Raw genomic sequence first — 26,249 nt, forward strand, 5'->3', positions numbered from 1 at the left:
CGGCTGACGGCCGCGCCGACGTAGATACCGCGCGTGAGATGGACCAATTTGCCGGCCTGCGCCTGGCGGTGGCCACGCGTTTTATCTATGTTTTCGCCGACGAGATAAACATGATGTAACTTTCGCGTATTTCAGATACGCAATAGTTTCAATTTCGAAATCTCTTAAACGGGTCGATGATTTGAAAGGAATAGGGCAGCCGAGCGCCCATCTCCCACGCTATTCTCGTATCTCGATGACCTTGACCGACACGTCCATTTCCACGAAATCTTCCGGCGTTCCAGCATATCCGCCGGTCACAGGCATGATCTGGCCATTGTTGCGAGCAAACGCCACGGGAATGAGACAGGCTGCTCCCACCCGTCGGTGGGTGGGATCAAACGCGATCCAGCCTGCTCCGGGAAGATAGACTTCCGCCCAGGCATGCGTTGATCCGCCGTCATCGACCGAGGCCTGAGGGTCGTAGAGATAGCCGGAGACAGCACGGGCACCGAACCCCAGGCAGCGCACCGCCTCGATGAAGAGCGCCGCAATGTCCCTGCATGAGCCGCTTGCGAGTTCCAGTGTTTGTTCGGGCGACTGCGTGCCTTCTTCATCTCGGATACGGTAGGTGACATTTGTGAGAATGCCGGCGTTCAAATCCTTGAGGAGTGACAGCGTGTCGGTCGGGCGGCTGCGCACGAACGCTCCTGCCCAATCCGACACCGCGCCACGGGAAGATGTCGCAACAGCAAATGCGCCAAGGTCGGTCTTGTCTTCGCTTGAATAGGTGAAGGGATAGGTGTGGGCCGAAATGTCGATATTGAAAACAGGCCACGGATCGGCGGTCTGCTCGACAACGGCATCACTGGAGATCGTCAACTCCGAGGTTTGTTCAGAAAACGTCACCGTGGCTATTGTGTTGCCGAAGACGTCCTGCGCCCAGTCGATCGATCCCCGGGCAGAGCAGTCGATCCCGAAAGACAAGGTCCGCAGCTGTTGGGCGGTTCGGGGCGACAGCATCAATCGGTGTGCAAGCAGCCAGACGGGTCGCGCGTAACGGTAGCTCGTTCGATGCTTGATCTGAAGTTTCATTGTGGTCTCCCGAACGCAAGATCGTTCCGTTCAGCGAAGGCATGCGCTATCGAAACGGCACCCGCAACCGGGTTCTCGCGTTGCGGGCGCGATCGTGGCCATGGCGCTCCCCACGCGCGGCCGATCCTATCCAATTACACGTCGCCCCTCTCGAAGATCCTCTGCTGTGACCCAAATCCGGCCATCGACGGCGATCATGCCTTTGTCGAATTTTGAGCTGGCAATCGCTCCGATCGTGGCGAGGTCGGGTAGCGGAACTGAGCCGTAAACTATGGGGGCAGGCGGAGCATCTTTGAGTGCCGCCTTGGTCACGACGACGGCCTGCTTGGAGGAGCCGTTGCCCATAACCATGATGGCATTGTCGCCGGCCATATTTCGAAACGATTGGAAGAATGTCCAGCGGCATGCGTGCTCCTTTCCGGAGTCGCAGCCCTTCTAACATGCTGCGCGGTCCAATGATATGCAGCACATTCTTAGGTGGGTGAACATTCTTTTCCCGCGATAGACCCGGAGTGCTGCATATTGTACGGCGCAGCAACCATACCGATTCTGGTGCGTTGCAGACTGCTGACCCTTCGTCTTGTCGGCCGCACGGAGATATTAGCCTTGCGACCGTTCTCCGACACAATTGCACGGTTAATTAACCTGACCGCTGGCTCGGCGCGCAGCCAACAGGCTCTCGTCTAAACACAGTATCGGCGCGGGCGATGGGCATCGTGCCAAGAGCTGGCGGCGGGAATTTTGCGAAACCCCTCACTTCCTCCAGGCTCGATCCGACTGCACTAGCGAGATATATCCGCCGCCCGATCCGCTTGCTGTGGTCCCACTGGTTCTTCGAATCCGAGAAAATGCAGGAAGTTTCGAAGACGTATCGATCACCCGTCCAGCGGATTGACGCGGAGCACTTTCTCGCGATCGATCGTGCCGGGCCATTTTTCTCAGGCCTCGCAGACTAATCCAATTTGCCTCCTGCTTGCCAAAAAACCACAATTGCCTCACTTAGATCACACATCCACCCTCGGCATGAAGAATTGGATCAACGCTGCATGCGCATAGCTTTCGTTTTTCTCGGTGCATTTCTTGCAATCGTACAGTCCGCCTCTGCTGAAGTCGCATCGCCGCCGGTTTTGGCGCCGCTGGAGCGACAGGCGCAAGCTGCTCAGTTGAGCGCACAATTTCTCTCGCGCTATAGCTACAAGCCGGTTCCGCTCGACGACGCCTTGTCGGCGAGGGTCATGGATCAGTTCATCAAGTCGCTTGATCCGGACCGCATGCTCTTCCAGCAGGCCGACATCGACAAGTTCATGGCTGACCGCAGCGAGATCGACGATGCGATCGAACGGAAGGATTTGAAGATCCCGTTTGCGATTTTCAACGCCTATGAACAGCGCGTTGTCGATCGGATGACCTATGCGCGCGGCCTGCTGAAGCAGGGTTTCGATTTCAGTACAAAGGAAGACTATTCGGTGCTGCGCGAAAAGGCGCCCTGGCCGCAGTCGCAAGCCGAGAGCGATGAGCTGTGGCGCAAGCGCGTCAAGAGCGATTGGCTGCGGCTGAAGCTCGGCGGCAAAACCGATGCGGCTATTCGCGACACGCTTGACAAGCGGTATGACAACACGCTCGAGCGCGTTTACAAATTCAAAAGCGACGACGTTTTCCAGTCGTTCATGGATGCCTATTCAAACTCGGTCGATCCGCACACGGATTATTTCGGCGCGGCCGCTTCCGCCGATTTCAATGTCTCGATGAAGCTGTCGCTGTTCGGGATCGGCGCGGTGCTGCAGGAGCGCGACGATTACACGACGATCCGTGAACTCGTGCCCGGCGGGCCGGCGCAGCTTTCCGGCAAGCTCGCGGTCGGAGACCGCATCACCGGCGTTGGCCAGGGCAAGGATGGGGCGATCAAGGAAGTTGTGGGCACGCGGCTTGATGAAGTCGTGCAGATGATCCGCGGGAAAAAGGGCTCCGTCGTGCGCCTCGACATCCTGCCGGCCGATGCCGGCGCCGATGCCACGCATCGCGTCGTCAACCTGGTGCGCGATAAAATCAGTCTCGATAAGCAGGCTGCCCGGAAGACTGTGCTGTCGGTGAAAGTGGGCGATATCGAGCGAAAAATCGGGATCATTACCCTGCCGGTCTTCTATGAGGATTTCGAAGCCAAGGGCAAAGGCGACAAGGATTATAAAAGTGCAAGCCGCGATGTCGCCAAGCTTCTCGGCGAGCTGAAAGAAGAGAATGTCGACAGCGTTCTGATGGACCTGCGCAACAATGGCGGTGGTTCATTGGATGAGGCGATTGATCTGACCGGCCTCTTCATCGGCAATGGCCCGGTCGTTCAGCAGCGTGCCGGCAACGGCAAGATCGAGGTCAAGGATTCGGATTTCCCAGAGCCTGTCTGGGCAGGCCCGATGGGTGTGCTGATCAATCGCGGCTCGGCCTCGGCTTCGGAGATTTTTGCCGCGGCAATCCAGGATTACGGTCGAGGCGTGATTGTCGGCGAACCGAGCTTCGGCAAGGGCACGGTGCAGACCGTCGTCGATCTCGACCAGGTGGTTCACAATAGCAAACCCGAATTCGGCGAGCTGAAAGTGACGATCGCCCAGTTTTTCCGGGTCAATGGCGGCACGACGCAGCTGCGTGGCGTGACGCCGGATATCAGCCTGCCGGGACTGTCCGATCCGACAAGCTTCGGCGAGACCAGTTATGACAATGCCCTGCCATGGGCTGAGATCAAGCCTGCGAAATACTCGCGCGACGAGGCGCTTGCGAAACTGCTGCCGACATTGCAAAGCCGCCATGATGCGCGGGTGAAGGGCGATCCGGATTTCCAGCGCCTGTTGAAGGACATTGCCGACCTGAAGGCGCAGCGCGAGAAGGGGATTGTTTCCCTGAATGAAGCCGAACGTCGCAAGGAAGCGACGGCGCGCGCCGAACGGTTCAAGGCTCGTGCGCAGGAAAGCGGTGGCGACGATCCCGGTGACGATGATGGCCTGGAGTCAGGCGAGCGCAGCCTGAGCGCCGATATCGCCATCGAAAATGCCCGCAAGAACGCAAAAGACGTGCTGCTCAACGAGACCGCCGACATTCTTGCCGACGCGGTGGATCTGCAGCAAGGCGGGGTAAGGGCAGTCACAAAACAATAGGGAAATCGTCAGACCGACGACAGCGCCGCGCCGTTGCGCACGTGATGGATTACGTAGCGATGATATCTTTACAATACTTGTAAGATGACGTCGTTACGCTCTGTCGTGCCCAGACTGGAGTTTCCCATGCCTTCCTCACCCACGAACAAAAGTCCGGAAGTGCTGCTCGAGCGGACCACATTCACGGTCAGCCCCGAAATTTATGCCGAATACCTCGACGCGCCAGCGCAGCCCAATGACTGCCTGAAACGGACCATGTCGACCAAAGCGCCGTGGGATGAGCCTACATCGCCAAACTGAAATCCGCCGCCAGCACCGCGACGTCCCCTCTGACGTTCGAAATCGCAAATGCAAAATCTGGTCAAAGAAACATGACCGCATCCTCCGTGTCGACACCTTCGAGACCATTGCCGGTACTCCGCCTAATCCTGCTCTGCGGCTGGTGCTCCTTGATGGCAGGGATTATTCTATGGTCAGTCCACCCGATCGCGTACTACAGTTGGGACCTCCCCGCTGTCCTTATGTGTCTGTTGTGGTTTTCGGGTCCGCTTGTGGCTTTTGCCATTTCGGCCGGTGCACTTATTCTGGATCAACCGGCTTCTCGCTTAATGAAGCGAGCCGTCGCTGTGCACTTCGGGATGAGTCTGGTTGTTGCTCTAATGGTATCGGTGACGGATCAGTTTGGTTTCGCCATCTGGTTGTTTATATTGCTGGCTGGGCTGGTCGATCTGCCGATCCTTGCGCTGGCGCCAGGCCGGATCGATAGCCCGAGGACGGTCAAACTGCTACACATGGTGGTCGTGTCGTCAGTTGCTGGACCGATTGCCGGCCTATTTCTTTGGTCTGCCCTCAACATCAAGATTGTGGAGTGGCGTGCACTCGCGGTCGCCGGTTCACATCCCTATTGCGTGCAGGTGGCCGAGGCTTATCCCCGGCGGTACAAGGCAGTCACACAACGGGCTGAATTGGCGGGTTTGAGGATGCAGACACCGTTTACAAACGGCGGTGGTTCCACCGACTACCAGGTCGCGTTTCACGCAGTGCTCGTGGTCAAGAAGGGTGGCGGGGACCAGTTTTACAACTGGTCCTACTTCGCCCAGAGCTTCGTCCCCGTTTCCGACCGTGCGATAAACGGACTCGCTCTTCTTCGCGCTGATTGTGAGCCAATCGTTGCTTTTTTCGACGAGCTTAATCGTTAGCGGTTGCCATGGAATTGTAGAAAACGCCCGGAACAGGTCGAACCCTGGCCACCTGCGAGAACAACAGCCGCCAAGGTGCTTCTGTTGAAGACATCGCTCGGTATCTCTACAAAGTTTGCGACCAAGCAAATAGGGCTTTCGTATACAGGTGTCTGAGCGTTGCAATAAAGCTGCAAGAGCAGTCGCCGCATCACGGCCAAACATTTAAGCTGAGGACCGCGGTCTTCACCGGATGCCTACACCAAAGCGCCGTGGGATGAGCCTACAGCGCCGGGCTGAAATCCGCCGCCAGCACCGCCTCCTTGAGCGCGCGCGAGTAGGGATGCTGCGGGTTATCCAGCACGGGGCGGGCCTGGCCCCGTTCGACGATCTCATCCATGATGCTGATGGTCGGGTTGCGAGATCTCAATTCGACAATCGGCCGCCGCGACCGGTGGGAGCGCGCGCTGCCGCCTTTTGGCGAAGCGTGTTTTTTCCCTTTTTCCGGGCGGAATTTCCGGGCATAATGGGGTATGACAGACCTTTTGGAACAAGCCGTCGAGCGCGTCCGCGCCCTTTCTCCAGATATGCAGGATGAGTTGGCGCGCGTCCTGTTGCACCTTGCCGACGAGCAAGAGCCTGTGCCTTTGGCATCCGGGGAGCGGGCGGCGATTGCGGACTCGAAAGCCGCCGCTGCGCGGGGCGAATTTGCAAGCGATGAAGAAGTTCGCGCCGTATGGGCCAGCTACGGCCTGTGAGACTTCGCTACACGAAACCGGCCCTTGCCGACCTGAAAGACATTGCCGGATATCTCGACCCGCGTTCGCCGCAGGGCGCACGCCGTGTTCGGCAGCGCATCAAATTGCTGATCGAAAAACTTCCCGAGCAACCGTTCGTCGGCAAGCGCACCGAAGACTTGACCATTCGCCGCTTGACGGCGGTTCCTTACCCCTACTTGATCTTTTACGAAGTCACCGAGGCCGAAATTATCATCCATGCCGTGCGCCATGGTGCCCGCGCTCCGGCATCCATGCCCGGACAGTGAACGCGAGGCTTGCGGCCTGATTTTCATTACGGGCAGCGCTCACATCGCCGGGCTGAAATCCGCCGCCAGCACCGCCTCCTTGAGCGCGCGCGAATAGGGATGCTGCGGATTATCCAGCACGGGGCGGGCCTGGCCCCGCTCGACGATTTCGCCTTTGCGCATGATGATGATGTTGTCGCTGATGTAATAGGCGGTGGCCAGATCATGGGTGATGTAGATGATCGACAGGCCGAGTTCGCTTTTCAGGCGGCCGAAGAGGTTGACGATCGCCATGCGCAGCGAGGCGTCGACCATCGAGACCGGCTCGTCGGCGACCAGCAGGCGGGGCTGCGGGATCAGCGCGCGGGCAATGGCGACGCGCTGAAGCTGGCCGCCGGATAGTTCGTGGGGGAACCGGCCTTTCACCTCTTCGAGCGTCAGGCCGACATGCGTAAGCGCCGCATCGGCCATCCGCTCCGCTTCTTTCCGGTCTATCCGTTTTCCCGGGCCTGACAGATTGCGGGCCGTCTCGAACAGATAGCGGTCGACCCGCTTCAGCGGGTTGAAGGCTTCGAACGGGTTCTGCAGAACCGGCTGGACCTCCTTCATGAAGGCCTTGCGTTCGGATCGGCTATGGATGGTGACAGTTTTGCCGGAGAATTCCAGCTGCCCTTCCGTCGGTGTGGTTTGCCCCAGGATCATCGCCGCGATCGTCGATTTGCCCGAGCCGGATTCGCCGACGATCGACAGGATCTCCGGCTCCTCGCCCAGTTCGAAGCTGACATCCTTGACTGCGGTGACCAGGCGCCGGCCGAGCATGCCGCCCTGCCGATAGATTTTCGTGACATGCGAGAGGCTGAGCAGAGCGGTCAAAGCTGATCTCCCGTAACTGCAAAACAGGCGACGCGCCGCCCCGGCTCGACGGTGACCAAAGGCGGCACCTTCTGCGAGCAGATATCCATGCGTTTCGGACAGCGCGGGTGAAACCGGCAGCCTTCCGGCGGCATGGCAAGGTTTGGCGGACGGCCCTCCAGCGAGGGTCGCGTCGTCGCATCGCCGATGCGCGGCAGGCTGCCGACGAGGTGCTGCGTATAGGGGTGCAGCGGCTTGCTGAAGAGTTTGGCGGTCGGCGCTTCCTCGACCAGACGCCCGGCATAGACGATGCCGATGCGGTCGGAGACCGTCGCGTGAACCCCCATATCATGGGTGACGAACAGGAAGGACGAACCCATCTCGCGCTGGATTTCGCGGATCATCGACAGCACGTCGCGCTGGACGATCACGTCGAGCGCCGTCGTCGGTTCGTCGGCGATGATGAATTCCGGCGTCAGGATGGTGGCGAGCGCAATGGTCATGCGCTGGCGCATGCCGCCGGAGAGCTCGTGCGGATAGGCGTCGAGCAGATGCGGATCGAGCTTCAGCCGCTGCAGATGGGCAGCGACCTTCTCGAAGAAAACCTGTTTGCCGACCGGCATGTGGCGAAAGGCGAAATCGGTGAAGGAATGGCGGATCCGGCGCACCGGATTGAGCACATTCATCGACCCCTGCATGATATAGGACAGATGCTTCCAGCGCAGCGCCATGCGCTCCTCCGGCTTCATCGCATAAATATCCTGGGTGCCGCCGGCGAAATGGAATTTCACGCTCCCCGACACGACCCGCAGCGGCGGCCGGATGGCGCCGGCAATGGTTTTGATCAGGGTGGTCTTGCCGCTGCTCGATTCACCGGCAACGCCATAAACCTCGCCGCGGCCGATCGTCAGGCTGATATCGTCGACGGCGCGCACCTCGCGATCGACGCCATAAAGGAAGGCACGGTAATAGGCTTTCAGATTCTCGATTTCGACCAAAGGGTCCATGCTAACTTCCCATCCGGTTCAGCCGGCTGCGCGGATCATTGTATTCGTTCATCGACATCGACAGCAGGAAGAGCGCCAGGAAGAGAACGACGATCGCGGCGACGGGTGCCGCCACCCACCACCATACGCCTGATATCAGCGCCGAATGCGCATTGGCCCAGTAGATCATCATGCCCATGGTCGGCGTCTCGATATCGGTGAAGCCGAGCACCGACAGGGTGATCTCCATGCCGATCGACCAGATCATGTTGTTCATCGTGGTGGCAAAGACGATCGGCAGAACGTAGGGCAGGTGCTCCTCGGCGAGGATCTTGCGCATGCTCATGCCGGAATAGACGCTCTGGGTGGTGAACGGCCTGGTCTTGAGGCCGATCGCCACCGAGCGGATGAGGCGCGCATCGTAGGACCAGCCGAGCGAGGCCATGATGACGATCAGCGCGGTCCAGGTCATGCTGTCCTTCAGCACGAAATAGAAAAGGATCAGCAGCGGAAATTGCGGGATGACCATGACGCTGTCGTTGATCGCCATCAGCACCCGGTCGACCGCACCGCCGGCATAACCGGCGACGAGGCCGACGACCAGCGAGATGATGCGTGAGAGAAAAGCGACGCCGATGCCGAAATACAGGGTGTTGCGAAGGGCGGTCGTCAACTGCCAGAAAACGTCCTGGCCGCGCGATGTCGTGCCGAGCCAGTAATCGCCATCGGGCGGCATGTCGGGTGGCAGGAGATAGATGTCCGTCGGGGCGTAGGGCGAGAAATAGGACAGGATGATCAATCCGACGATGACGGCAAAGAGCAGCAGGCCGCAGAGGAATTCCATATTCTGGCGGGCGAGGTCACGGATAATGGTAAACATGCTCTATTCCACCTTGATACGCGGGTCGATCAGCGGGCTCAGAATGTCGATGATGAACACCGCGGCGGCGACGCCGACGATCGACAAGGCGCTGAGGCCGAGCACCAGGCTGTAGTCGCCGGCATGCACGGCTGAAATCAGCAGGTTGCCGATGCCGGGATAGCCGAAGACGATTTCGGTGATGACGGTGCCGTTGAAGATCGCACCGAGCGACATGGCAAGCCCGGTGAACTGCGGCACCATGGCATTGCGGGCGATGTAGGAGCGGAGAATTTTCCGCTTCGGAACGCCGCCGAGCTCGGCGAAGACAACGTAGTCATCGGTGATGATGTTGGATACCAGCGCGCGCATGCCGATCAGCCAACTGCCGGTTCCGACAAGGATCAACGACATGGCCGGCAGGATCGAATGTTCGAGGATATCGAGGACCAGGGAAAACGACAGGTTGAGATTGGCGTTCATCTCATAGCCGCCATTGATCGGCAGCACCGGCCAGAGATAGCCGAACAGGATGAGCAGCACGAAGGCGAGAATATAATAGGGAATGGGAAGCAGGGCGATGCAGACGAGGCTGACGGCCTTCAGCACCGTATTCTTCCGGTAATAGCCGGCGAGCGCGCCGATCGCATTGCCGAGCACGAAGGTGATCAGGGTGGAGACCGTCATCAGCCCGATCGTCCAGGGCAGGGACCGCAGAATGATGGTGGAAACGGGTGTGGGAAAAGCCGACAGCGAGGGGCCGAGATCACCGGTCGCAAGCCGCAGCCAGAAATGCAGATATTGCTGCCAGATCGAGCCCTCCATGCCGTAAAGCTCGCGCAGTGACTGGCGCATCAGTTCGATCGCATTCGGATCGGACTGCCCCATCTGGGTAATGGCGCCGATGCTTTCTTCGACCGGATCGATCGGGGTCAGGTGGGTGACGAAGAATGTGATGCTGACGCCCAGAAAGACGACGAGCAGAAACTGACCGAACCGCTTCAGTACAAAGATCAGATAGGACGTCATAGAGCAGTGGTTCCTCTCTGGTTTCCTTTCATCGATGGGACAGCATCGACGGGAAAGGATCGACGGGCCGATGCCCGTCGATAAGGGGGCCGGCGCGATGGCTGCGCGCCGGCGTTGGGAGGATTATTTCGGTTGAGCCGGCTTCAGTTTGACCATCATCAGCCTGGAGTTCGCCCAATTCGGCACCGGGTCTGTGTAAGGGTCAGCAATCGTCGGGTAGCCAGTCCAATAGGTCGTATCCATCGAGGTGAAGACGTTATAGGACATCAGCGGGATCGTCGGCATTTCGCGGGCGGCCAGCTTCAGATAATCCTTGCCGAGCTCGATGCCCTTGGGATCGTCGGCGCTGATGCCGCGAATGGTCTCGATGATCTTGTCGAGCTCCGGATTGCTCCAGCGCTGCCAGTTGCGCGGCGGCTGAACGTCACCCTTCTTGGCCACGAACTGTGAGTGCCAGCTGTCGAGGAAGAACGACAGGTCGGGATCGCCGCCCCAGGTCTCGACGCTCCAGGCAATCGCCACCTGGAAATCGCCGGGCTGCAGCGCAACCTGCCACAGGCTGGTCGTCGGCACGGCTTTGGCGTCGATGCCGAAGGCTGCCCATTGCTGCGCGATCAGGGTGCCGGCCCGGGTGAAGACCGAGCGCGAATCGCCCTCGACGGTCATCCGGATCCTGAACGGCTTGCCGTCCGGGGTCATCCATTTGCCGCCGGCCTTCTTGAAGCCTGCCTTTTCGAGCAGTTCGCCGGCAGCCTTCGGATCCGGCTTCCACCAGCCATAGCCGAATGCGGTGCTGATTGCCTCAGGGTCGGTCGGGATCTGGTCCTTGAACTTCGGCTGCTTGCGCAGAAGATCGGCGACCTGCTGGCCGATGCTGGGATCATAGGGCTTGATCTTTTGCTTGCCGGTGTCGATTTCGAAATCCTTCAGCCAATCCTGCATCGGCGCCTGATAGTCTTTCATGGCGATTGCTGTCGGCGGTACGCCGAGCGCCGAGAGCGTCGCAGCGCCGCGGTAGCTCGCCATGTCGACGGCCTTGATGTCGATCAGCAGGGCGAGCGCCCAGCGCACATCAGGATTGTTGAAGGTTGGGTCCTGGGTGTTGAAAATCACCGCCGGAAGTGTCGGATCCGGATGGGCGAAGGGGAAGCCCGGGAACCAGGTCTCGATCGACTTGGATTTTTCCTTGAGGGTGAACATGCCCTCAGGCGTGTTGTCGTGGATGATATCGAGATTGTGCTCGAGCTGAGCGATGGTGCGTTTATCCGGCGGACCCGGATCGGTATAGGTCACATATTTCGGAGCCGGCTCGCCGAAGCGCGCCAGCGACGTCTTCTGCCAGTCTTCACGCTTTTCCCAGGTGTACCATTTGCCCTGGGGATCGTAAGCCTTGAGCTTGTAGGCGCCGAGCGAGACGGGGTTGGCGAAATCGTAGCGGATCGGATCGGCGACTTTCTCGAACACATGCTTGGGCATGATCCAGGCGCCGTTCCAGCGCACGGTGAACAGGGCATGGAAGCGCGAATTGGGCTTCTTCAGCTTGAACACCACCGTCTGGGGATCAGTCGCCTCGACGCTTGCCACCTGAACCGAGAAGGCAGCACTCCAGACCATGCCGGGATGATCCATCTGCGTCTTGACGGTATAGACCACGTCGTCGGCCGTGAACTCGACGCCGTCGCTCCAGAAGAGCCCCTTGCGCAGTTTCACGGTCATCTCGGTGAAGTCGGCATTATATTGCGGCTTGTCGGCGGCCAGGGAACTGTCCCAGGTCGAGCCGCCAAGCCCTTGTTCGGGGTCGATATACCAGAGCGTATCCATGGTCAGCTGCTGCAGGCCGGTGGAAACACCGCCGCCGCCATTGACCCAGATATTGAACCAGCCCGGATTCTTGATCGTCCCTTCCGGATTTTCGACGATGAGCGTCTCCTTGCGGGGCAAGGAGGTATAGTCATCGGCCTTGGCCGCCGCTGTCAGGCCGAGTGCGGCCAGCGCGACGCCAAATGCGAGCCTCTTCCACTGTTGCATGAACTCCTCCCTAGAAAGCGACGATACGGCGGCCGCAAAGGCACGCATGGGCACGTCGCGGTTGTCGGTTCGCGAAAGCATCAGGACTTGAAACACTCAAGGTCCAAGGCTCTAGCCAACCATCCCTTCAACCCGCCTGCCTCCTCGCAGTCGAGCCGAATCTCTTCAGCCGGGGGCCAATGGGCCTTACCCGGCGGCGGCTGTCAGACCGACAGCCGAATGACGTTGTAGGACAGCGGCTTCAGCGCCGCCCGCAACCTGCCGTCCTCGATCTTCGCAGTCTGGACATTGACCGGCGCGACCGTATCCTGCCGCGCAGCCGTGTTGACGGCTAGCAGATCGCTATGGGTCATCTCCACCTGCTCGATGACGCTGGCGGTCCCAAAACCTTCCAGGCGCACGTCGAAATCCAGTGCCGTCTGCGGATGACGGTTGACGGCAAAGAAGGTCAGCGTCTTGCCATCCTCGGAATGGACGGCGGAGACGTCGAGATAGGGGACGTCGTTCTCCTCGTCGCTGTCATAGGTCGGGCCATCGACGACCAGCTGCAGTGCCGATCCACGGCCATATCTTGAGGCGTAGTAGAAGGGGTAGTAGATCGTCTGGCGCCAGGCGGCCCCGCCGTCATCGGTCATGATCGGGGCAATAACGTTGACGAGCTGGGCGATGCAGGCGATGCGCACCCGGTCGGAACGGCGGATGAAGGTATTCAGGATGCCGCCGACCTGCAGCACGTCTTCGAAATTATAGACGTCTTCAAGCAGATGCGGCGCATCCGGCCATTCGTCGCGCGCCAGGATTTCCTTGTCCTGCTGGTTGGAATGATACCAGACGTTCCATTCGTCGAAGGAAATGCCGATCGTCTTCTTCGAGCGCTTCTTCGCCTTGATATAGTCGATCACGCCGCCGATCGTGGTGATGTAACGATCGAGCTTGGTCGCCCGGGCGAGATAATTGAGGGTGTTCTTCTCGCGGTTGGCAAAATACATATGCAGCGAGATATGGTCGGCACTGTCGTAGCACTGTTCGAGGACTTGAGCCTCCCAATCCGGATAGGTCTTCATATCGGAATTGGACGAGCCGCAGACCACCAGTTCGAGCGACTTGTCGAAGCCGCGCATGGCCTTGGCCGTCTCGTCGGCCAGCCGGCCATATTCATAGGCCGACTTGTGGCCGACCTGCCAGGGGCCATCCATCTCATTGCCGAGGCACCACAATTTGACATCGTGCGGATTGGCCCAGCCGTGCTTGCGGCGCAGATCGGAATAATAGGTGCCGCCCGGATGATTGCAATATTCGAGGAAATTGCGGGCGGCATCGAGGCCGCGCGAGCCGAGATTGACGGCGAGCATCGGCTTGGTGTTGGCCTTCTTGCACCAGTCGACGAATTCGTTGACGCCGATCTGATTGGCTTCACGGGTGCGCCAGGCAAGGTCGAGGCGAACCGGGCGCTCCGACCGCGGGCCGACGCCATCTTCCCAATTATAGGCCGAAACGAAGTTGCCGCCGGGGTAACGGCAGTAGGGCGTGTCGAGATCACGCACCAGATCGAGCACGTCGCGGCGGAAGCCGTCCTCGTCGGCTGTCGGATGTCCGGGCTCGTAGATGCCGCCGTATATCGCTCTGCCGAGATGCTCGAGAAATGAACTGTAGAGCCTGGCGTCAATGGTCGCGATGCGGAAATCGCGGTGGGCAACGACATTGGTTTTCAACGGATCCTCCCGTTTATGTATCAGAATTTTTGTTTTCTTGCCTCCAACTTGATATCAGGAATGTCGTTCTGTCAACCGACCGGTGTTTTTAATCATACTAATATAATTTCCTGAAAAACAATTTAATTACAATGCATTGTCTATATTTTATGGTCTGCTAATTTGAAAAAGAAATGAAATTTGAAATCACGATTTATGATATCGATTTTCAGACATGAAGCCGCATGATGATATCGCGGCCGTGATTTCCAAAGCTGCGGCCGAAAATATTGACGCCGCCGGTATGGCCGGCATTCTCAGCGATGCCGACGCGCAGGCGGATGGACGAGTGCTGGCCGAGCGCCAGGTCGCCGAGCGTGACATTCGATGCGGCGACACCGTCGATGAAGGTTCCCCGCGTCGAGATGCGCCAGGTCTTCATTGCCCCATATTGCGAACCTTCGAGCTTCCACCAGGCCGGCGTGAAGGCGCCGCGCTTGTCGCCGTAGTCGCCGGGCGAGGTCCAGGTGCCGATCGCCATGCCGTTGACCCACAGGGTGATATCGGAAGGCCAGTCCGCATTGGTGCCGGGCACTTCCGACGACAGCTCCATCGAAAATTCGATGGCGCGGATATCCTTGTTCAACACCTTGGCATTGTTGGGGAATTTATACTCGACATAGCCCCGGCCGAACCAGACGAGCCCGGCCTGCATGCGCTGCGGATCAAGGAAATAGTCGGGAACATCGAGAGGGCCGATGACGCTCTCGGTCGAGCAAAGGCCGCATGGCGCATGCACGTCGCAGCTGGTGTAGAGCCCGACAGGCATCTCGACTTCGATGATATTGTTGGCCCGTTGCGCGGCACTTTCCTCAAAGCTGATCAGGATTTCGCTATAGACCGCCGAGCAGATCTTCTGGTTTCCCTTGCGGGCCTTGGCCAGCCGCGACTCGACGAGCCCGGCTTCTTCCAAAATCTGGATACCGGTGGCGACGGTGGATTGCGGGAGAGAAAGCGCCTGGGCAATATCATTGATATTCGTCGGCCCTTTGGCGCAGAGCAGCTTCAGCATCTCAACCCGCGCCGGCGCCGAAAGAGCCCGTATCGCCGTATTATTCTCACCGGCGGCAATCGTCAAAAACGAACGTTCCATCATTCCCCCACTATTTCCGATGAAATGATGTATATCGGAAATTATGATACATCAAGGGGAGCAGTGCCGAATGGTGTTGGTATCCGAGAACAGTCACGCGTCAAAGTCCGGCTGTGACGATCAAGAGTGCCAGACGTCACTGCGACGTGGGTCGAAGTCGCCTTTCTCAGGGGATGCAGGCTGTCGCTGGAGGAATGAGATTCGTTTTAACCGCAGCGCATGCTTTTCCAGCAGATGCCATGAAAGCCAGCCGAGCAACCACGCTGTCGGCAGGGAAAGCGCTAAGACCGCCCACCACGTGCTGTACTCGCCGAGGGCATGGTTCATCGTCTGCTCCACTGGCCAGCCATAGAGATAGGTCCCGTAGGAGGCGTCGCCCAAGCGTTCGAGAGTCGGCAGGCGTATCACCGGCGAGGTTGCGATGTAGATAAGCGGATAGGCGAACAACATGCGGCCGTAAAGATAGCCGGGCCAGAAGACGAGGCAGAGCATACCGAGCGCTACGAAGATCAATGCCAGGACTATATTGGGCTGCCGCTTTTCCATCACGAACCTCAGAAGCGAACCGCAGAAGAAGTAGGGAGCGATAAAAGTAAAATCCGTCAGGAACCGTATCTTTGGCCACGGATGATCGAAGAAAAGCTGCCAGGTCACGCCTACGGCGAGGGCAAGTGCCATCAGCGGGGCTCGCAGAAGCCCGATTACCATTAATCCGGCGACGATGAGGTAGCAGAAGATTTCCTGCCCGATCGTCCAAAGAGAGCCGTTGACCGAGGTGGCAAGCCAAGAGATGGCGGGGTCATAAAACTGCACATGCGGCAGGGTCATGCCAAAGTTCGGGTCGAGCAACGAATGCAGTGTCGTCTTCATATGAAGCGACTTGAGCAAGTAACCACTGACGCCCAACGGGCTGTACAAGGCGCCCAAGACATAGACGCTGAGCAGCGTACAGACGATAAATGCCGGGTATATTCTCAGCGCCCGCCTCCAGAGAAAACCACCCGCGCTGCCGAACTGCGCGCTCTGCGTGACGAGGAAGCCGCTGCTGATGAAAAACACATAGACGCCGAAGAGGCCAAGGATATTGCCCTCTCCGAGCAAACGCTCAAAGGGCTCGTTCGCCGAGGTCTTTTCCGAGATAAGGAAGGCATGCGAGAAGATTACCGTGGAGGCTGCCACGAGCCTGATCATATTGAAGTTCGGGTAAAATGCCTTCTTGATTTCGCGCTCGTGCATGGAGCCTCCCGCACTTTTGCAGTTTAACTATTCATTAAGATAAGTTTTGAATGTTGTCACGCGCCGTAGTGAAACGGGGTTGAGCCGAGATAATCTCCGATCCGCCAAAATGCGCCTCTCACAAACCCTTGTTGTTCTACGAATGATCTCTCCTGGCCTGACACGGCATATACAACGGGCACTGCATTATACTTGGCGGTTGGGTTCTGATGAGAATGCTTGGCTCGAGCTTTTCACAACGAGAGCAAAGCTTCGCTTATCAGCGGGAGCGGTTAGAAGAGATACCGGCAGCGCAGGATCCGGGCATGTGGGATACGAAACGAGTTGAAGAAATCAGATAATGCGATCTGGCGGCCGGATTGAACTAGCAAAGAGGCGGCCTGAGATTGTGGTAATCTTCAGCCTGTTCGGCGATTGCGTCAGTGCCCGCTCGCCTTCGGCTGCAAGTCGGCATCCGTCAGTGTCCCCAAGAAGGCAACGATATCGTCGATCTCCGGATCGGTGAGGGCAGGTGCATCGCCCGGCTTCCTGCCGAAAGGCCGGTCCTGGTTGAGATTGGCCCAGTAGGCTTGCGGCAGGTCGTCATACTTACGGATCGTGCCGTCTGAATTTTTCGGATACCAGCGGCCGGGATCGCTGTCGCGGCTCGCGTAGAAGGAGACGACGTCGCGCAGCGTGTGGAAATAGCCGTTGTGGAAGAAGCTCTTTTTCAGCGCGACATTGCGCAGCGTCGGCGTGCGGAACAGGCCGCAATATTCGTTGTGTCCGGCGAGATCGCTACGCAGCGGGCCGCAGAGGCCGAGGTCGTGATAGTCGGGATCGGCGTTCGCCGGGATTGCCATGTTGCGGGGGGCGGCGAGCCCGAGGAAGCCGAAATCGGAAAAGAGCGGCGGCTCGCCGTCATTGGCCGGTTCGCTCAGATGGCAGCTCGAACAATTGCCTTTTTCCGGATCCTCGAACAGCTGCCGCCCGTGCAATTCCTGCGCAGTCAGCGTCGCCTTGCCGGCGAGAAAGGCGTCGTAGCGGCTGGAATAGGGATAAAAATCCGGGCCGCTTTGTTCGAAGGTGGCGAGCGCCTCGGCGACGGCATCGAAGGTATCCTCAGGATTGCCGAACACCGCCGCGCCGAACGCTGCCTTGATGGCATCGGCACAGGCCGTCTTGCGCAGCTTGGCCGCCACCTCGGCTGCATCCTTGTTGCCCATCTCGAAGGGCGAGAGCAGCGGGATCTTCGCCTGCTCGGCGCCGTGATCGACCCGGCCATCCCAGGTCAGGCCGCCGGTCGGGCCGTTGTCGACGCTTTCGTCGCCCTCGTCCTCGGAATCGTAATAATGCTCGGTGAAAGCAGGCACCGCTTGCAGATAGCGCAGCGCCGGAACGGCGCGCAGGCCTGGCTGGTTCATATCCTTGCCGCCGATTTCGACCGGCTTGGCCGAGGCCGGGCCGAAGGCGTGAGCGGGATCATGGCAGGAGGCACAGGCCTGCAGGCCGGAGGCCGACAGCGAGGCGTCGGAGAACAGCTTGCGGCCAAGCGCGGTCAGTGTCTCGACCCGGGCGAAGGCCTCGGCGCGGGACATCGGGCCGGGATGTACGCGGAAAGCCGCCGCCGCGCTGCTTTGCCGCAGCGGCAGAATGGCCAGAGAGAGCGCTGCAGCAACGATGCCGACCGCCAAGGCGGAGCGCGCAAGCCAGATGGTATTCGTGGTCATGATAAGGATTCCAATGACTTGGCATTCGTTTCCTTGATGATCGAACCTCGCTGCAACAAATTGATGACAGCCGTTCTCCCGCCGCCTCGCGACAGGCCCATGTCACAAAGTTGATAGATGCCGGGAATAGCGTCGGATCGTCCCCGTGCTCCCTCTAGCCAACGCCGCCAGCCATGAGGTACCCCCGTGAAAAGACTGAAACTCCTTCACTCCATCTGTCTCGCCGGATCGGCGATGCTGCCGCTTGCCATGGCGACGGCCGCCCATGCGGCGCCCGCCGGTTACGATAAGATCGACAACATCGTCGTCATCTATGCCGAAAACCGCAGCTTCGATAATCTCTATGGCAGCTTTCCCGGCGCCGATGGCCTTGCCAATGTCAGTGCCGAGCAGGCCCGCCAGCTCGACCGCAACGGCCAGCCGCTCGCCGAACTGCCGCCGGCCTGGGGCGGCCTGACAGCCAAGGGCGTGACGCCTGCCGTCACCGAAGCACAGTCGGCCCATTTGGCCAATGCCAGCTTCGCGATCGACGATCCGAAGGGGTTTGCGCAGGCGCCGTCGGTTATCACCCGCGATCTCTGGCACCGCTTCTATCAGGAGCAGATGCAGATCGACGGCGGCAAGAACGACAAGTTCGTCGCCTGGGCCGATTCCGGTAGCCTGGTCATGGGCCATTACGACGGCTCGATCCTGCCGATGTGGCAGGTGGCGAAGAAATACGTCATCGCCGACAACTTCTTCCAGGGCGCCTTCGGCGGTTCGTTCCTCAATCACTTCGCGCTGATCTGCGCCTGCGCCCCCTATTATCCCGATGCCGACAAGAGCCCGGCCAAGCCGGTGATCGCCAAGGTCGATGCCGACGGCACTTCGCTTGTGGTGGCCGACAACGCCCCGAAGTCGGCGCTGGACGGCGCCCCGAAATTCGTCTCCGACGGTGCGCTGACGCCCGATTTCTACGCCGTCAACACCATGCAGCCACCCTACCAGCCGAGCGCCAACCCGCCGGCCAAGGATGGCGACCAAGCCTATGCCGATCCGACGGCGGCAACGACGCTACCGCCGCAGCATGCGGTGACCATCGGCGACCTGATGTCGCTGAAAGGCATCGACTGGGCGTGGTACGGCGGCGCCTGGCAGGCGGCCCTCGACGGCAAAAACGCCACGCCGGTGCCGAACTTCCAGTTCCACCACCAGCCGTTCAACTATTTCGCCAATTTCGCGCCCGGCACGCCGGCACGGGCCGAACATCTGAAAGACGGCGGCCTTGGCGGCGAGGCCTTCCTTGGAGATATCGACGAGGGCAAGCTGCCGGCGGTCTCCTTCTACAAGCCGCAGGGCAACCTCAACGAACATGGCGGTTATGCCGATATCTCGAGCGGCGACCAGCATCTTGCCGATATCGTCTCCCATCTCGAAAAGAGCCCGCAATGGGGCCATATGCTCGTGATCGTCACCTATGACGAAAACGGCGGCTTCTGGGATCACGTCGCGCCGCCGAAGGCCGACCGCTGGGGGCCGGGCAACCGCATTCCGGCCTTCATCATCTCGCCCTTCGCCAAGGACGGCACCGTCGATCATACCCAGTACGACACCACCTCGATCATCCGCTTCATCACCGCGCGTTACGATCTGCCGGTGCTGCCCGGCATCGTCGCCCGCGACAAGGCGCTTGGTGATAACGGCCGGCCGCCGATGGGAGACCTCACAGCCGCGCTCGACCTGATGCATTGACAATTGCGGGCGGCCCCGGTGTTGACCGGGGCCGCCCGCCTTCCGTGCATGCCGTCACCGGCGCAGCAGCGGCCGCAATGTCGCCTGGGTTTCCTTCAGCAATGGCAGATAGCGCTCCTTCATCTCGGCGGCCGGGACGAGGGCGGCCGGCGCCCCGATATTGATCGCCGCAACCGTTTCACCGCGGTCGCTTTCCACAGGCACGGCGATCGAGCAGAGGCCGACCTCCAGCTCCTGATCGATGATGGCATAACCCTCGGCGCGGACCCGGCGGAATTCGGCGATCAGCTCGTCCGGATCGGTCTTGGTATTCGCAGTGTTTTGCTTCAGCTCGCTGCGGGCAAGGATGGCGCGCGCCTCGTTCTCGGTAAGGGCCGCCAGCAGCACGCGGCCCATCGAGGCGCAATAGGCCGGCAGGCGGCTGCCGGGGGTGAGATTGATCGACATGACGCGGCGCTGCGAGGCGCGGGCGATATAGACGATTTCGGTGCCGTCGAGCACCGAGGCCGAGGCGCTCTGGCCGGCCTTTTCCGAGAGATGATCGAGATGCGGCTGCAGCAGCGCCGGCAGCGGCGTCGCCGCGAGATAGGCATGGCCAAGCCGGAGGATCTTCGGCGTCAGGGTGAAGAACTTGCCGTCATAATCTGCATAACCGAGCTCGGCCAGCGTCAGCAGCGAACGGCGCACGGTGGCGCGGTCGAGCTCCGTCAGCTTGGCGGCCTCGGCGATCGACAGCCGCTGGCGCGTTTCGCCGAAGGCCTCGATGACTTTCAGGCCGCGGGCAAAGCCGCTGACAAAATCCGTTTCGCGCATCGGGCGAGTTCTCCAATCGATCCATCCATTCTGTGCGATATACGAACAAAAGTCAAATAACGCACAAATTTCTTGCCGTCCGTCGCCTCGGGCTTTATGGCTGACGCTGGAGAACCTGATCTAGCCAAGGAGAAATCCCGCATGGACAAGACAGTCAGGAGCACGGCGGAGGCCGTCTCCGAGATCGGTGATGGCGCGACCGTCATGATTGGTGGTTTTGGTGGTTCGGGCGCGCCGATCGAGCTCATTCATGCCCTGATCGACAAGGGCGCCAAGGGCCTCACCGTGATCAACAACAATGCCGGCAACGGGCGCATCGGTATCGCTGCGATGATCGACGCAGGCATGGTCAGAAAGATGATCTGCTCTTTTCCGCGTTCGTCGGACCCACGCGCCTTCACCGACAGATATCTGGCCGGTCAAATCGAGCTCGAGCTGGTGCCGCAGGGAACGCTGGCCGAACGTATCCGCGCCGGCGGGGCCGGCATTCCGGCTTTTTATACGCCGACGGGCTATGGCACCGAACTTGCCGAGGGCAAGGTCATCGCCGAATTCGATGGCCGCCATTACGTGCAGGAGCGCTGGCTGAAGGCCGACTTCGCCATCGTCAAGGCTGAGATCGGCGATATCCAGGGCAATCTCACCTACAACAAGGCCGGCCGCAACTTCAATCCGCTGATGTGCATGGCGGCGGCGAAGACCATCGTCCAGGTCTCGTCGATCGTGCCGGCCGGCGGCATCGATCCCGAGCATGTGGTCACACCCGGCATCTTCGTCGACCGCGTCGTCGCTGTTATCAGTCCCCAGCAGGAAGAAGAACTCATTCGAGCCGGAGTGGCCTACGTATGACCGTCAACACCCGTCCCATCAACACTCGGGAAGACATCAAGCTTTCCAATGCGCAGATCGCATGGCGCGCCGCCCAGGATATTGCCGACGGCGCCTATGTCAACCTCGGCATCGGCTTTCCCGAAATGGTTGCCCGCTATCAGCCGCCCGGCCGCCAGGCAATCTTTCACACCGAAAACGGCATCCTGAATTTCGGCGAGCCGCCGGCCGAAGGTGAGGAGGATTGGGACCTGATCAACGCCGGCAAGAAGGCGGTGACGCTGAAGCCGGGGGCGGCCTTCTTCCATCATGCCGATAGTTTCGCCATGGTGCGTGGCGGCCATCTCGACGTCGCCATCCTCGGCGCCTACCAGGTCGCCCAGAGCGGCGATCTCGCCAACTGGCGGGTGGGCAGCAAAGGCGTGCCGGCCGTCGGCGGCGCCATGGATCTCGTGCACGGCGCCAAGCAAGTCTGCGTCATCACCGAGCACGTCACCAAGACGGGCGAGCCGAAACTGGTGGAGAAATGCACCTTCCCGCTGACCGGTGTGGCCTGCATCACCCGCGTCTATACCAGCCATGCCGTCATCGACATCGTCGACGGACACTTCGTCCTGCGCGAGAAGTTGGCCGCGATGTCGCCGGAGGAATTGCAGGCGATAACCGGCGCGCCGCTCCATATCGACGGGCCGGTTGCCGATCTCGTCGTCCCGGAACTCTGAGGAAAAGCCATGACCGAAGCCTTTATCTGCGACTATATCAGGACGCCGATCGGCCGCTTCGCCGGCTCGCTATCCCAGGTGCGCGCCGACGATCTCGGCGCCATCCCGCTGAAGGCGCTGATGGAACGCAACACCGCCGTCGATTGGGAAACCGTCGACGATGTGATCTTCGGCTGCGCCAACCAGGCGGGCGAGGATAACCGCAATGTCGCGCGCATGTCGGCCCTCTTGGCCGGCCTGCCGATCGCTGTCCCGGGCACGACGATCAATCGGCTCTGCGGCTCCGGCATGGATGCGGTAATCACGGCGGCGCGCGCCATCCGCGCCGGCGAGGCCGAGCTGATGATTGCAGGCGGCGTCGAGAGCATGTCGCGCGCACCCTTCGTCATGCCGAAGGCCGAGACGGCCTTTTCGCGGGCCGCCGAAATCCACGACACCACCATCGGCTGGCGCTTCGTCAACCCGCTGATGAAGAAGCAATATGGCGTCGATTCGATGCCGGAGACCGGCGAGAACGTCGCCGAAGATTACAAGGTCAGCCGCGAGGACCAGGATGCCTTTGCGGTGCGCAGCCAGGCGAAGGCCGCCGCCGCCCAGGCAAGCGGCCGGCTGGCGAAGGAGATTACTGCGGTGACCATCCCGCAGCGCAAGGGCGATCCCGTCATCGTCGACAAGGACGAACATCCGCGGGCGACGACGATCGAGACGCTGGCGAAACTTGCCACCCCTTTCAAAAAGGAAGGCGGCACGGTGACTGCAGGCAATGCCTCCGGCGTCAATGACGGGGCGGCGGCGCTGATCGTCGCTTCCGAAGCGGCGGCGCGAAAATCTGGTCTGACGCCGATCGCCCGCATCCTCGGCGGCGCGGCTGCCGCCGTTCCGCCACGGGTAATGGGTGTCGGCCCGATCCCGGCCTCGCGCAAGCTGATGGCCCGGCTTGGCATGACCCAGGAACAGTTCGACGTCATTGAACTCAACGAAGCCTTCGCCAGCCAGGGGCTGGCGGTGCTGCGCACGCTCGGCATTGCCGATGACGATCAGCGGGTGAACCGCAATGGCGGCGCGATCGCGCTCGGCCATCCCCTCGGCATGTCGGGTGCCCGCATCACCGGCACGGCGGCGCTGGAGCTTCGGGAGACCGGCGGGCGATATTCGCTGTCGACGATGTGCATCGGCGTCGGGCAGGGGATTGCGATCGCGCTCGAAAGGGTTTGAGGCCGGTCGAAGAAGGCGCTTGCGTCGGTTCGCCAGCAGCCCTCGGCCAGTTGCGCGGCATATCAGCCTTCTGTAAAAATCGGGTATGCTGATCCGACCCACAGACAACGACGATCGAGGCGCCATCTGGAGGATCATTTCTCCGACGATCCGCGCCGGCGAAACCTATGCGCTCGACCGCGATCTCCCCGAAGCCGATGCGCTCGCCTACTGGATGGGGCCGGACCGCGAGACCTTCGTCGCCGAAGAGGACGGGGTCATCCTCGGCACCTATTACATCAAGGCCAATCAGGCCGGCGGCGGCCGCCATGTCTGCAATTGCGGCTACATGACCGATGCAGCCGCCAGCGGCCGTGGCGTCGCGCGCTTGATGCATCAACATTCCCTTGAGCACGCGCGCGCCAGAGGCTTTCGCGCCATGCAGTTCAATTTCGTCGTCAGCAGCAACCGCCGCGCCGTCCAGCTGTGGCAATCCCTCGGCTTCGAAATCGTCGGCCGCCTTCCCGGCGTCTTCCTTCATCCGACCGAGGGTTATGTCGACGCATTGGTGATGTTTCGGACTCTGTAGAACCGTAACGGCGAAAAAGATCTGAGTGCGCTGTCGAAATCGCCGCAGCCCGAACGTCTTTAGATCGCGAGGAGTGCGGCGGGTGAGCCGTATGCGTCGCGATCACTCTGTCGGCAGGGAGGTTATGAAGCCATGGGTGTTTCCTATCGTTGGGTCATCGTCGCCTTAGGCGCATTGATGTCGTGCGTGGCCATCGGCGCGATGTTCTCGCTAGCGATCTTTCAAGAACCGATCGCCACCGCCACCGGCTGGTCGCATGTCGGGATCGCCAGCGCGATGACACTGAATTTCATCGTCATGGGTTTTGGCGGTTTCCTCTGGGGCGCGGCCAGCGACCGCTTCGGCCCGCGTATCGTCGTGATGATCGGCTCTGTGCTGCTCGGCCTGGCGCTTGTGCTGGCCAGCCGCGCCGAGACGTTGCTGCAGTTCCAGCTGACCTACGGCATCCTAGTCGGATTGGCTGCCAGCACCTTCTTCGCCCCGATGATCGCGGCGACCATCGGCTGGTTCGACGAAAATCGTGGGCTGGCGGTGTCGCTCGTTTCCGCTGGCATGGGCGTCGCGCCGATGACCATCTCGCCCTTCGCGCGCTGGCTGATCTCGGCCTATGAGTGGCGGCCGGCGATGTTGATCATCGGCATTGCTGCCTGGGCGCTGCTCGTGCCGGCCGCCCTGCTGGTCAAGCGCCCACCGGCCGAGACCACTGAAGCCGGCGCTGCGTTCGCCGTCGACGGCGCCCAGCCACGGCTGTCGAAAGTCTTCCGGTCGCCGCAATTCATCGTGCTCGGCCTGACCTTCTTTGCCTGCTGTGCGGCGCATTCCGGGCCGATCTTCCACATGGTGAATTATGCGACGATCTGCGGCGTCGCCCCGATGGCGGCGGTCAGCATCTATAGCGTCGAGGGCCTGGCGGGCCTCGGCGGCCGGCTGCTCTATGGCAGCCTTGCCGACCGGATCGGGGTGAAGCCGGTGCTGGTCGCCGGCCTGCTGGTGCAGGCGGCAGCCCTCGCAACCTATCTCTTCGTCAGCGAGTTGACCCAATTCTATGCGCTCGCCATCGTCTTTGGCAGCGCCTATGGCGGTGTAATGCCGCTCTATGCGGTGCTGGCGCGGGAATACTTCGGGCCGCGCATCCTCGGCACCGTCCTGGGCGCGGCGACGATGCTCTCCAGCCTCGGCATGGCCTTCGGCCCCCTTATCGGCGGCTGGATATTCGACACGTTCGCCAATTATTCCTGGCTGTTCATCGGCTCGGCGATGGTCGGGCTCGGGGCCGCGGCAATCGCGCTGGCATTCCCGCCACTCGCCCGCCAAAAACCGCAACCGGCTTTCGGTGTGCCTTCGTGACGAGAAATCCGGCGGCCGTCGGCAACGACGGCTGCCGGAAAGATCGTTCTGCCCGCCTACGGGCGATACAAGTCTCCCGCTTTCGTGCATTGCCCTTCGCCGATTTCGGCTGATAGACTTCCCCAATCTGTTTCATCACCTATGTCCTTGGTTTTTCGGGAGACGGTCTTAGCCATGGTAGAACTTGCGCAATCGCTCGCATCGATCAAACTGCCGGATCTCTCCGGCAAGGCCGTGCTGATCACCGGCGCCTCGACCGGCATCGGGGCGGCGCTCGCCCGCGCCTTTGCAGCGCAGGGCGCCAAGGTCGGCATCCACTACAATGCCAGCCGCGAGCCCGCGGAGGCGCTTGCCGAGGAGATCAGGAGTGCCGGCGGCACCGTGCATCTGATCCAGGGCGACGTGTCGCGGGAAGGCGAGACCGAACGTGTCGTCGAGGAGACGGCAAAAACCTTCGGCCATCTCGACGGGCTTATCAACAATGCCGGCGGCATGCTGGGGCGCAAGCCGACCTCGGAATATACCGACGCGCATTATGCCGCGGTGATGGATCTCAACGCGCGCTCGGTGCTGGCGGCAACGCGGGCAGCCCATCCGTGGCTGAAAAAACAGGGTGGCTTCATCATCAACACCACCTCGATCGCCGCCCGCAATGGCGGCGGCAACGGGGCGATCCTCTATGCGGCATCGAAGGGCTTCGTCTCGACGATCACCCGCGGCCACGCCAAGGAATTCGTCGCCGACAGGATCCGCGTCAATGCCGTGGCGCCTGGAGTCATCGCCACGCCGTTCCACGAGCGTTATACCAATGACGAGCAGATGGAACTGCAGCGCAAGTCGATCCCGATGGGTTTCGTCGGCACATCGGAGAATTGCGTCGGCGCCTATCTCTTCCTCGCCTCGCCGACGCTGTCCGGCTACATCACCGGCCAGATCATCGAGGTGAATGGCGGCCAGTTGATGCCGTAAGCGCACCCTCCGGCCGGCAACACCGTTGCCTTTTCCCATTCATGAGGGAACTTTAGAACCGCCATTACGTTTCCCGCTTGGTCTTTTCATTGAG

Annotated in this window: 22 protein-coding genes and 2 pseudogenes; 12 read left to right on the forward strand and 12 right to left on the reverse strand. The window is 60.6% G+C overall.

What is annotated here, in order from left to right; genetic code table 11:
• Positions 1 to 219: 219 nt before the first annotated feature.
• Positions 220 to 1,074: a transglutaminase family protein gene (locus HJB83_RS10955; RefSeq protein WP_221115646.1), complete on the reverse strand. Its 855-nt coding sequence runs from the start codon at positions 1,072 to 1,074 to the stop codon at positions 220 to 222.
• A 1,046-nt stretch (positions 1,075 to 2,120) separates the two neighbouring features.
• On the opposite strand from HJB83_RS10955, the gene HJB83_RS10960 reads away from it, so the two are divergent.
• The 3 genes and pseudogenes from HJB83_RS10960 to HJB83_RS10970 all read left to right on the forward strand — a co-directional run bounded on the left by HJB83_RS10960 (position 2,121) and on the right by HJB83_RS10970 (position 5,416).
• Positions 2,121 to 4,217 carry a carboxy terminal-processing peptidase gene (locus HJB83_RS10960; protein ID WP_221131853.1) on the forward strand — a complete coding sequence of 699 codons (2,097 nt, stop codon included), beginning with the start codon at positions 2,121 to 2,123 and terminating at the stop codon, positions 4,215 to 4,217.
• A 153-nt stretch (positions 4,218 to 4,370) separates the two neighbouring features.
• A pseudogene (locus tag HJB83_RS10965) lies at positions 4,371 to 4,517 on the forward strand (DUF1778 domain-containing protein); the annotation flags it as partial.
• Positions 4,518 to 4,768: 251 nt separating this feature from the next.
• Positions 4,769 to 5,416 (forward strand): hypothetical protein, encoded by a 648-nt coding sequence (locus HJB83_RS10970; protein ID WP_221131854.1) that lies wholly within the window; start codon positions 4,769 to 4,771, stop codon positions 5,414 to 5,416.
• 262 nt (positions 5,417 to 5,678) lie between these two features.
• Here HJB83_RS10970 and HJB83_RS10975 read toward each other — a convergent pair.
• Positions 5,679 to 5,795: pseudogene (locus HJB83_RS10975) on the reverse strand (ABC transporter ATP-binding protein); the annotation flags it as partial.
• A gap of 133 nt (positions 5,796 to 5,928) precedes the next feature.
• Between HJB83_RS10975 and HJB83_RS10980 the strand changes: the two are divergent.
• Together HJB83_RS10980 and HJB83_RS10985 are read left to right on the forward strand one after the other, a co-directional pair.
• On the forward strand, positions 5,929 to 6,153 hold the full coding sequence (locus HJB83_RS10980; protein WP_221131855.1) for a hypothetical protein: 225 nt from the start codon (positions 5,929 to 5,931) through the stop codon (positions 6,151 to 6,153).
• Positions 6,132 to 6,440: a type II toxin-antitoxin system RelE/ParE family toxin gene (locus HJB83_RS10985; RefSeq protein WP_259671319.1), complete on the forward strand. Its 309-nt coding sequence runs from the start codon at positions 6,132 to 6,134 to the stop codon at positions 6,438 to 6,440. The genes HJB83_RS10980 and HJB83_RS10985 overlap by 22 nt, the downstream gene beginning before the upstream one ends.
• A 39-nt stretch (positions 6,441 to 6,479) precedes the next feature.
• On the opposite strand, the gene HJB83_RS10990 is transcribed toward HJB83_RS10985, so the two are convergent.
• The 9 genes from HJB83_RS10990 to HJB83_RS11030 form a co-directional block, all read right to left on the reverse strand.
• Positions 6,480 to 7,292: an ABC transporter ATP-binding protein gene (locus tag HJB83_RS10990; RefSeq protein WP_221131857.1), complete on the reverse strand. Its 813-nt coding sequence runs from the start codon at positions 7,290 to 7,292 to the stop codon at positions 6,480 to 6,482.
• Positions 7,289 to 8,278 (reverse strand): ABC transporter ATP-binding protein, encoded by a 990-nt coding sequence (locus tag HJB83_RS10995; protein ID WP_221131858.1) that lies wholly within the window; start codon positions 8,276 to 8,278, stop codon positions 7,289 to 7,291. Before HJB83_RS10995 ends, HJB83_RS10990 begins: the two co-directional genes overlap by 4 nt.
• A gap of 1 nt (position 8,279) precedes the next feature.
• Complete coding sequence (locus HJB83_RS11000; RefSeq protein WP_221131859.1) at positions 8,280 to 9,137, reverse strand: ABC transporter permease; 858 nt, start codon at positions 9,135 to 9,137, stop codon at positions 8,280 to 8,282.
• Positions 9,138 to 9,140: 3 nt separating this feature from the next.
• The gene (locus tag HJB83_RS11005; RefSeq protein ID WP_207585543.1) at positions 9,141 to 10,145 is read right to left on the reverse strand and encodes an ABC transporter permease; all 1,005 of its coding nucleotides are present in this window, start codon (positions 10,143 to 10,145) and stop codon (positions 9,141 to 9,143) included.
• Between the two features lie 123 nt (positions 10,146 to 10,268).
• Entirely contained in the window at positions 10,269 to 12,173 is a 1,905-nt protein-coding gene (locus HJB83_RS11010) for an ABC transporter substrate-binding protein (RefSeq protein WP_221131860.1), read from the reverse strand.
• 203 nt (positions 12,174 to 12,376) lie between these two features.
• A complete protein-coding gene (locus HJB83_RS11015; protein ID WP_221131861.1) occupies positions 12,377 to 13,885 on the reverse strand; it encodes an alpha-N-arabinofuranosidase in 1,509 nt (502 codons plus the stop codon).
• Positions 13,886 to 14,093: 208 nt separating this feature from the next.
• Positions 14,094 to 15,020 (reverse strand): transcriptional regulator, encoded by a 927-nt coding sequence (locus tag HJB83_RS11020; RefSeq protein WP_259671320.1) that lies wholly within the window; start codon positions 15,018 to 15,020, stop codon positions 14,094 to 14,096.
• A gap of 117 nt (positions 15,021 to 15,137) precedes the next feature.
• The gene (locus HJB83_RS11025; protein ID WP_221131862.1) at positions 15,138 to 16,253 is read right to left on the reverse strand and encodes an acyltransferase; all 1,116 of its coding nucleotides are present in this window, start codon (positions 16,251 to 16,253) and stop codon (positions 15,138 to 15,140) included.
• 419 nt (positions 16,254 to 16,672) lie between these two features.
• Entirely contained in the window at positions 16,673 to 17,962 is a 1,290-nt protein-coding gene (locus tag HJB83_RS11030) for a cytochrome-c peroxidase (RefSeq protein ID WP_221131863.1), read from the reverse strand.
• Between the two features lie 186 nt (positions 17,963 to 18,148).
• Here HJB83_RS11030 and HJB83_RS11035 point away from each other — a divergent pair, with 186 nt between their 5' ends.
• Positions 18,149 to 19,693, forward strand: coding sequence for an acid phosphatase (locus HJB83_RS11035; protein WP_221131864.1), 1,545 nt, complete (start codon positions 18,149 to 18,151; stop codon positions 19,691 to 19,693).
• Positions 19,694 to 19,747: 54 nt separating this feature from the next.
• Here the strand turns inward: HJB83_RS11035 and HJB83_RS11040 are convergent, their stop codons facing one another.
• Positions 19,748 to 20,506, reverse strand: a complete 759-nt coding sequence (locus HJB83_RS11040) for an IclR family transcriptional regulator C-terminal domain-containing protein (protein ID WP_221131865.1) — start codon at positions 20,504 to 20,506, stop codon at positions 19,748 to 19,750.
• Positions 20,507 to 20,647: 141 nt separating this feature from the next.
• On the opposite strand from HJB83_RS11040, the gene HJB83_RS11045 reads away from it, so the two are divergent.
• From HJB83_RS11045 to HJB83_RS11070, 6 genes are all read left to right on the forward strand, one after another.
• Positions 20,648 to 21,355: a 3-oxoacid CoA-transferase subunit A gene (locus HJB83_RS11045; RefSeq protein WP_221115651.1), complete on the forward strand. Its 708-nt coding sequence runs from the start codon at positions 20,648 to 20,650 to the stop codon at positions 21,353 to 21,355.
• Positions 21,352 to 22,056, forward strand: coding sequence for a CoA transferase subunit B (locus tag HJB83_RS11050; protein WP_221115652.1), 705 nt, complete (start codon positions 21,352 to 21,354; stop codon positions 22,054 to 22,056). The genes HJB83_RS11045 and HJB83_RS11050 overlap by 4 nt, the downstream gene beginning before the upstream one ends.
• 9 nt (positions 22,057 to 22,065) lie before the next feature.
• The gene (gene pcaF, locus HJB83_RS11055) at positions 22,066 to 23,271 is read left to right on the forward strand and encodes a 3-oxoadipyl-CoA thiolase (RefSeq protein WP_221131866.1); all 1,206 of its coding nucleotides are present in this window, start codon (positions 22,066 to 22,068) and stop codon (positions 23,269 to 23,271) included.
• Positions 23,272 to 23,356: 85 nt separating this feature from the next.
• Positions 23,357 to 23,839, forward strand: coding sequence for a GNAT family N-acetyltransferase (locus HJB83_RS11060; protein ID WP_221131867.1), 483 nt, complete (start codon positions 23,357 to 23,359; stop codon positions 23,837 to 23,839).
• A 132-nt stretch (positions 23,840 to 23,971) separates the two neighbouring features.
• Complete coding sequence (locus tag HJB83_RS11065; RefSeq protein ID WP_221115655.1) at positions 23,972 to 25,186, forward strand: MFS transporter; 1,215 nt, start codon at positions 23,972 to 23,974, stop codon at positions 25,184 to 25,186.
• A 174-nt stretch (positions 25,187 to 25,360) separates the two neighbouring features.
• Positions 25,361 to 26,155, forward strand: a complete 795-nt coding sequence (locus HJB83_RS11070) for an SDR family NAD(P)-dependent oxidoreductase (RefSeq protein WP_221115656.1) — start codon at positions 25,361 to 25,363, stop codon at positions 26,153 to 26,155.
• The last annotated feature ends 94 nt before the right edge of the window (positions 26,156 to 26,249 follow it).

The sequence above is a fragment of the Rhizobium sp. NZLR11 genome, assembly GCF_019685115.1.
Taxonomy (GTDB): domain Bacteria; phylum Pseudomonadota; class Alphaproteobacteria; order Rhizobiales; family Rhizobiaceae; genus Rhizobium.

What these genes read in the sequence shown, in the direction of transcription:
- HJB83_RS10980 (WP_221131855.1), top strand. Translation starts at nt 5,929, where the DNA reads ATGACAGACCTTTTGGAACAAGCCGTCGAGCGCGTCCGCGCCCTTTCT.
- HJB83_RS11030 (WP_221131863.1), bottom strand. Translation starts at nt 17,962, where the DNA reads ATGACCACGAATACCATCTGGCTTGCGCGCTCCGCCTTGGCGGTCGGC.
- HJB83_RS11040 (WP_221131865.1), bottom strand. Translation starts at nt 20,506, where the DNA reads ATGCGCGAAACGGATTTTGTCAGCGGCTTTGCCCGCGGCCTGAAAGTC.
- HJB83_RS11045 (WP_221115651.1), top strand. Translation starts at nt 20,648, where the DNA reads ATGGACAAGACAGTCAGGAGCACGGCGGAGGCCGTCTCCGAGATCGGT.
- HJB83_RS11020 (WP_259671320.1), bottom strand. Translation starts at nt 15,020, where the DNA reads ATGATGGAACGTTCGTTTTTGACGATTGCCGCCGGTGAGAATAATACG.
- HJB83_RS11065 (WP_221115655.1), top strand. Translation starts at nt 23,972, where the DNA reads ATGGGTGTTTCCTATCGTTGGGTCATCGTCGCCTTAGGCGCATTGATG.
- HJB83_RS10995 (WP_221131858.1), bottom strand. Translation starts at nt 8,278, where the DNA reads ATGGACCCTTTGGTCGAAATCGAGAATCTGAAAGCCTATTACCGTGCC.
- HJB83_RS11050 (WP_221115652.1), top strand. Translation starts at nt 21,352, where the DNA reads ATGACCGTCAACACCCGTCCCATCAACACTCGGGAAGACATCAAGCTT.
- HJB83_RS11060 (WP_221131867.1), top strand. Translation starts at nt 23,357, where the DNA reads ATGCTGATCCGACCCACAGACAACGACGATCGAGGCGCCATCTGGAGG.
- HJB83_RS10955 (WP_221115646.1), bottom strand. Translation starts at nt 1,074, where the DNA reads ATGAAACTTCAGATCAAGCATCGAACGAGCTACCGTTACGCGCGACCC.
- HJB83_RS10960 (WP_221131853.1), top strand. Translation starts at nt 2,121, where the DNA reads ATGCGCATAGCTTTCGTTTTTCTCGGTGCATTTCTTGCAATCGTACAG.
- HJB83_RS11010 (WP_221131860.1), bottom strand. Translation starts at nt 12,173, where the DNA reads ATGCAACAGTGGAAGAGGCTCGCATTTGGCGTCGCGCTGGCCGCACTC.
- HJB83_RS11070 (WP_221115656.1), top strand. Translation starts at nt 25,361, where the DNA reads ATGGTAGAACTTGCGCAATCGCTCGCATCGATCAAACTGCCGGATCTC.
- HJB83_RS11025 (WP_221131862.1), bottom strand. Translation starts at nt 16,253, where the DNA reads ATGCACGAGCGCGAAATCAAGAAGGCATTTTACCCGAACTTCAATATG.
- HJB83_RS11005 (WP_207585543.1), bottom strand. Translation starts at nt 10,145, where the DNA reads ATGACGTCCTATCTGATCTTTGTACTGAAGCGGTTCGGTCAGTTTCTG.
- pcaF (WP_221131866.1), top strand. Translation starts at nt 22,066, where the DNA reads ATGACCGAAGCCTTTATCTGCGACTATATCAGGACGCCGATCGGCCGC.
- HJB83_RS11000 (WP_221131859.1), bottom strand. Translation starts at nt 9,137, where the DNA reads ATGTTTACCATTATCCGTGACCTCGCCCGCCAGAATATGGAATTCCTC.
- HJB83_RS10985 (WP_259671319.1), top strand. Translation starts at nt 6,132, where the DNA reads ATGGGCCAGCTACGGCCTGTGAGACTTCGCTACACGAAACCGGCCCTT.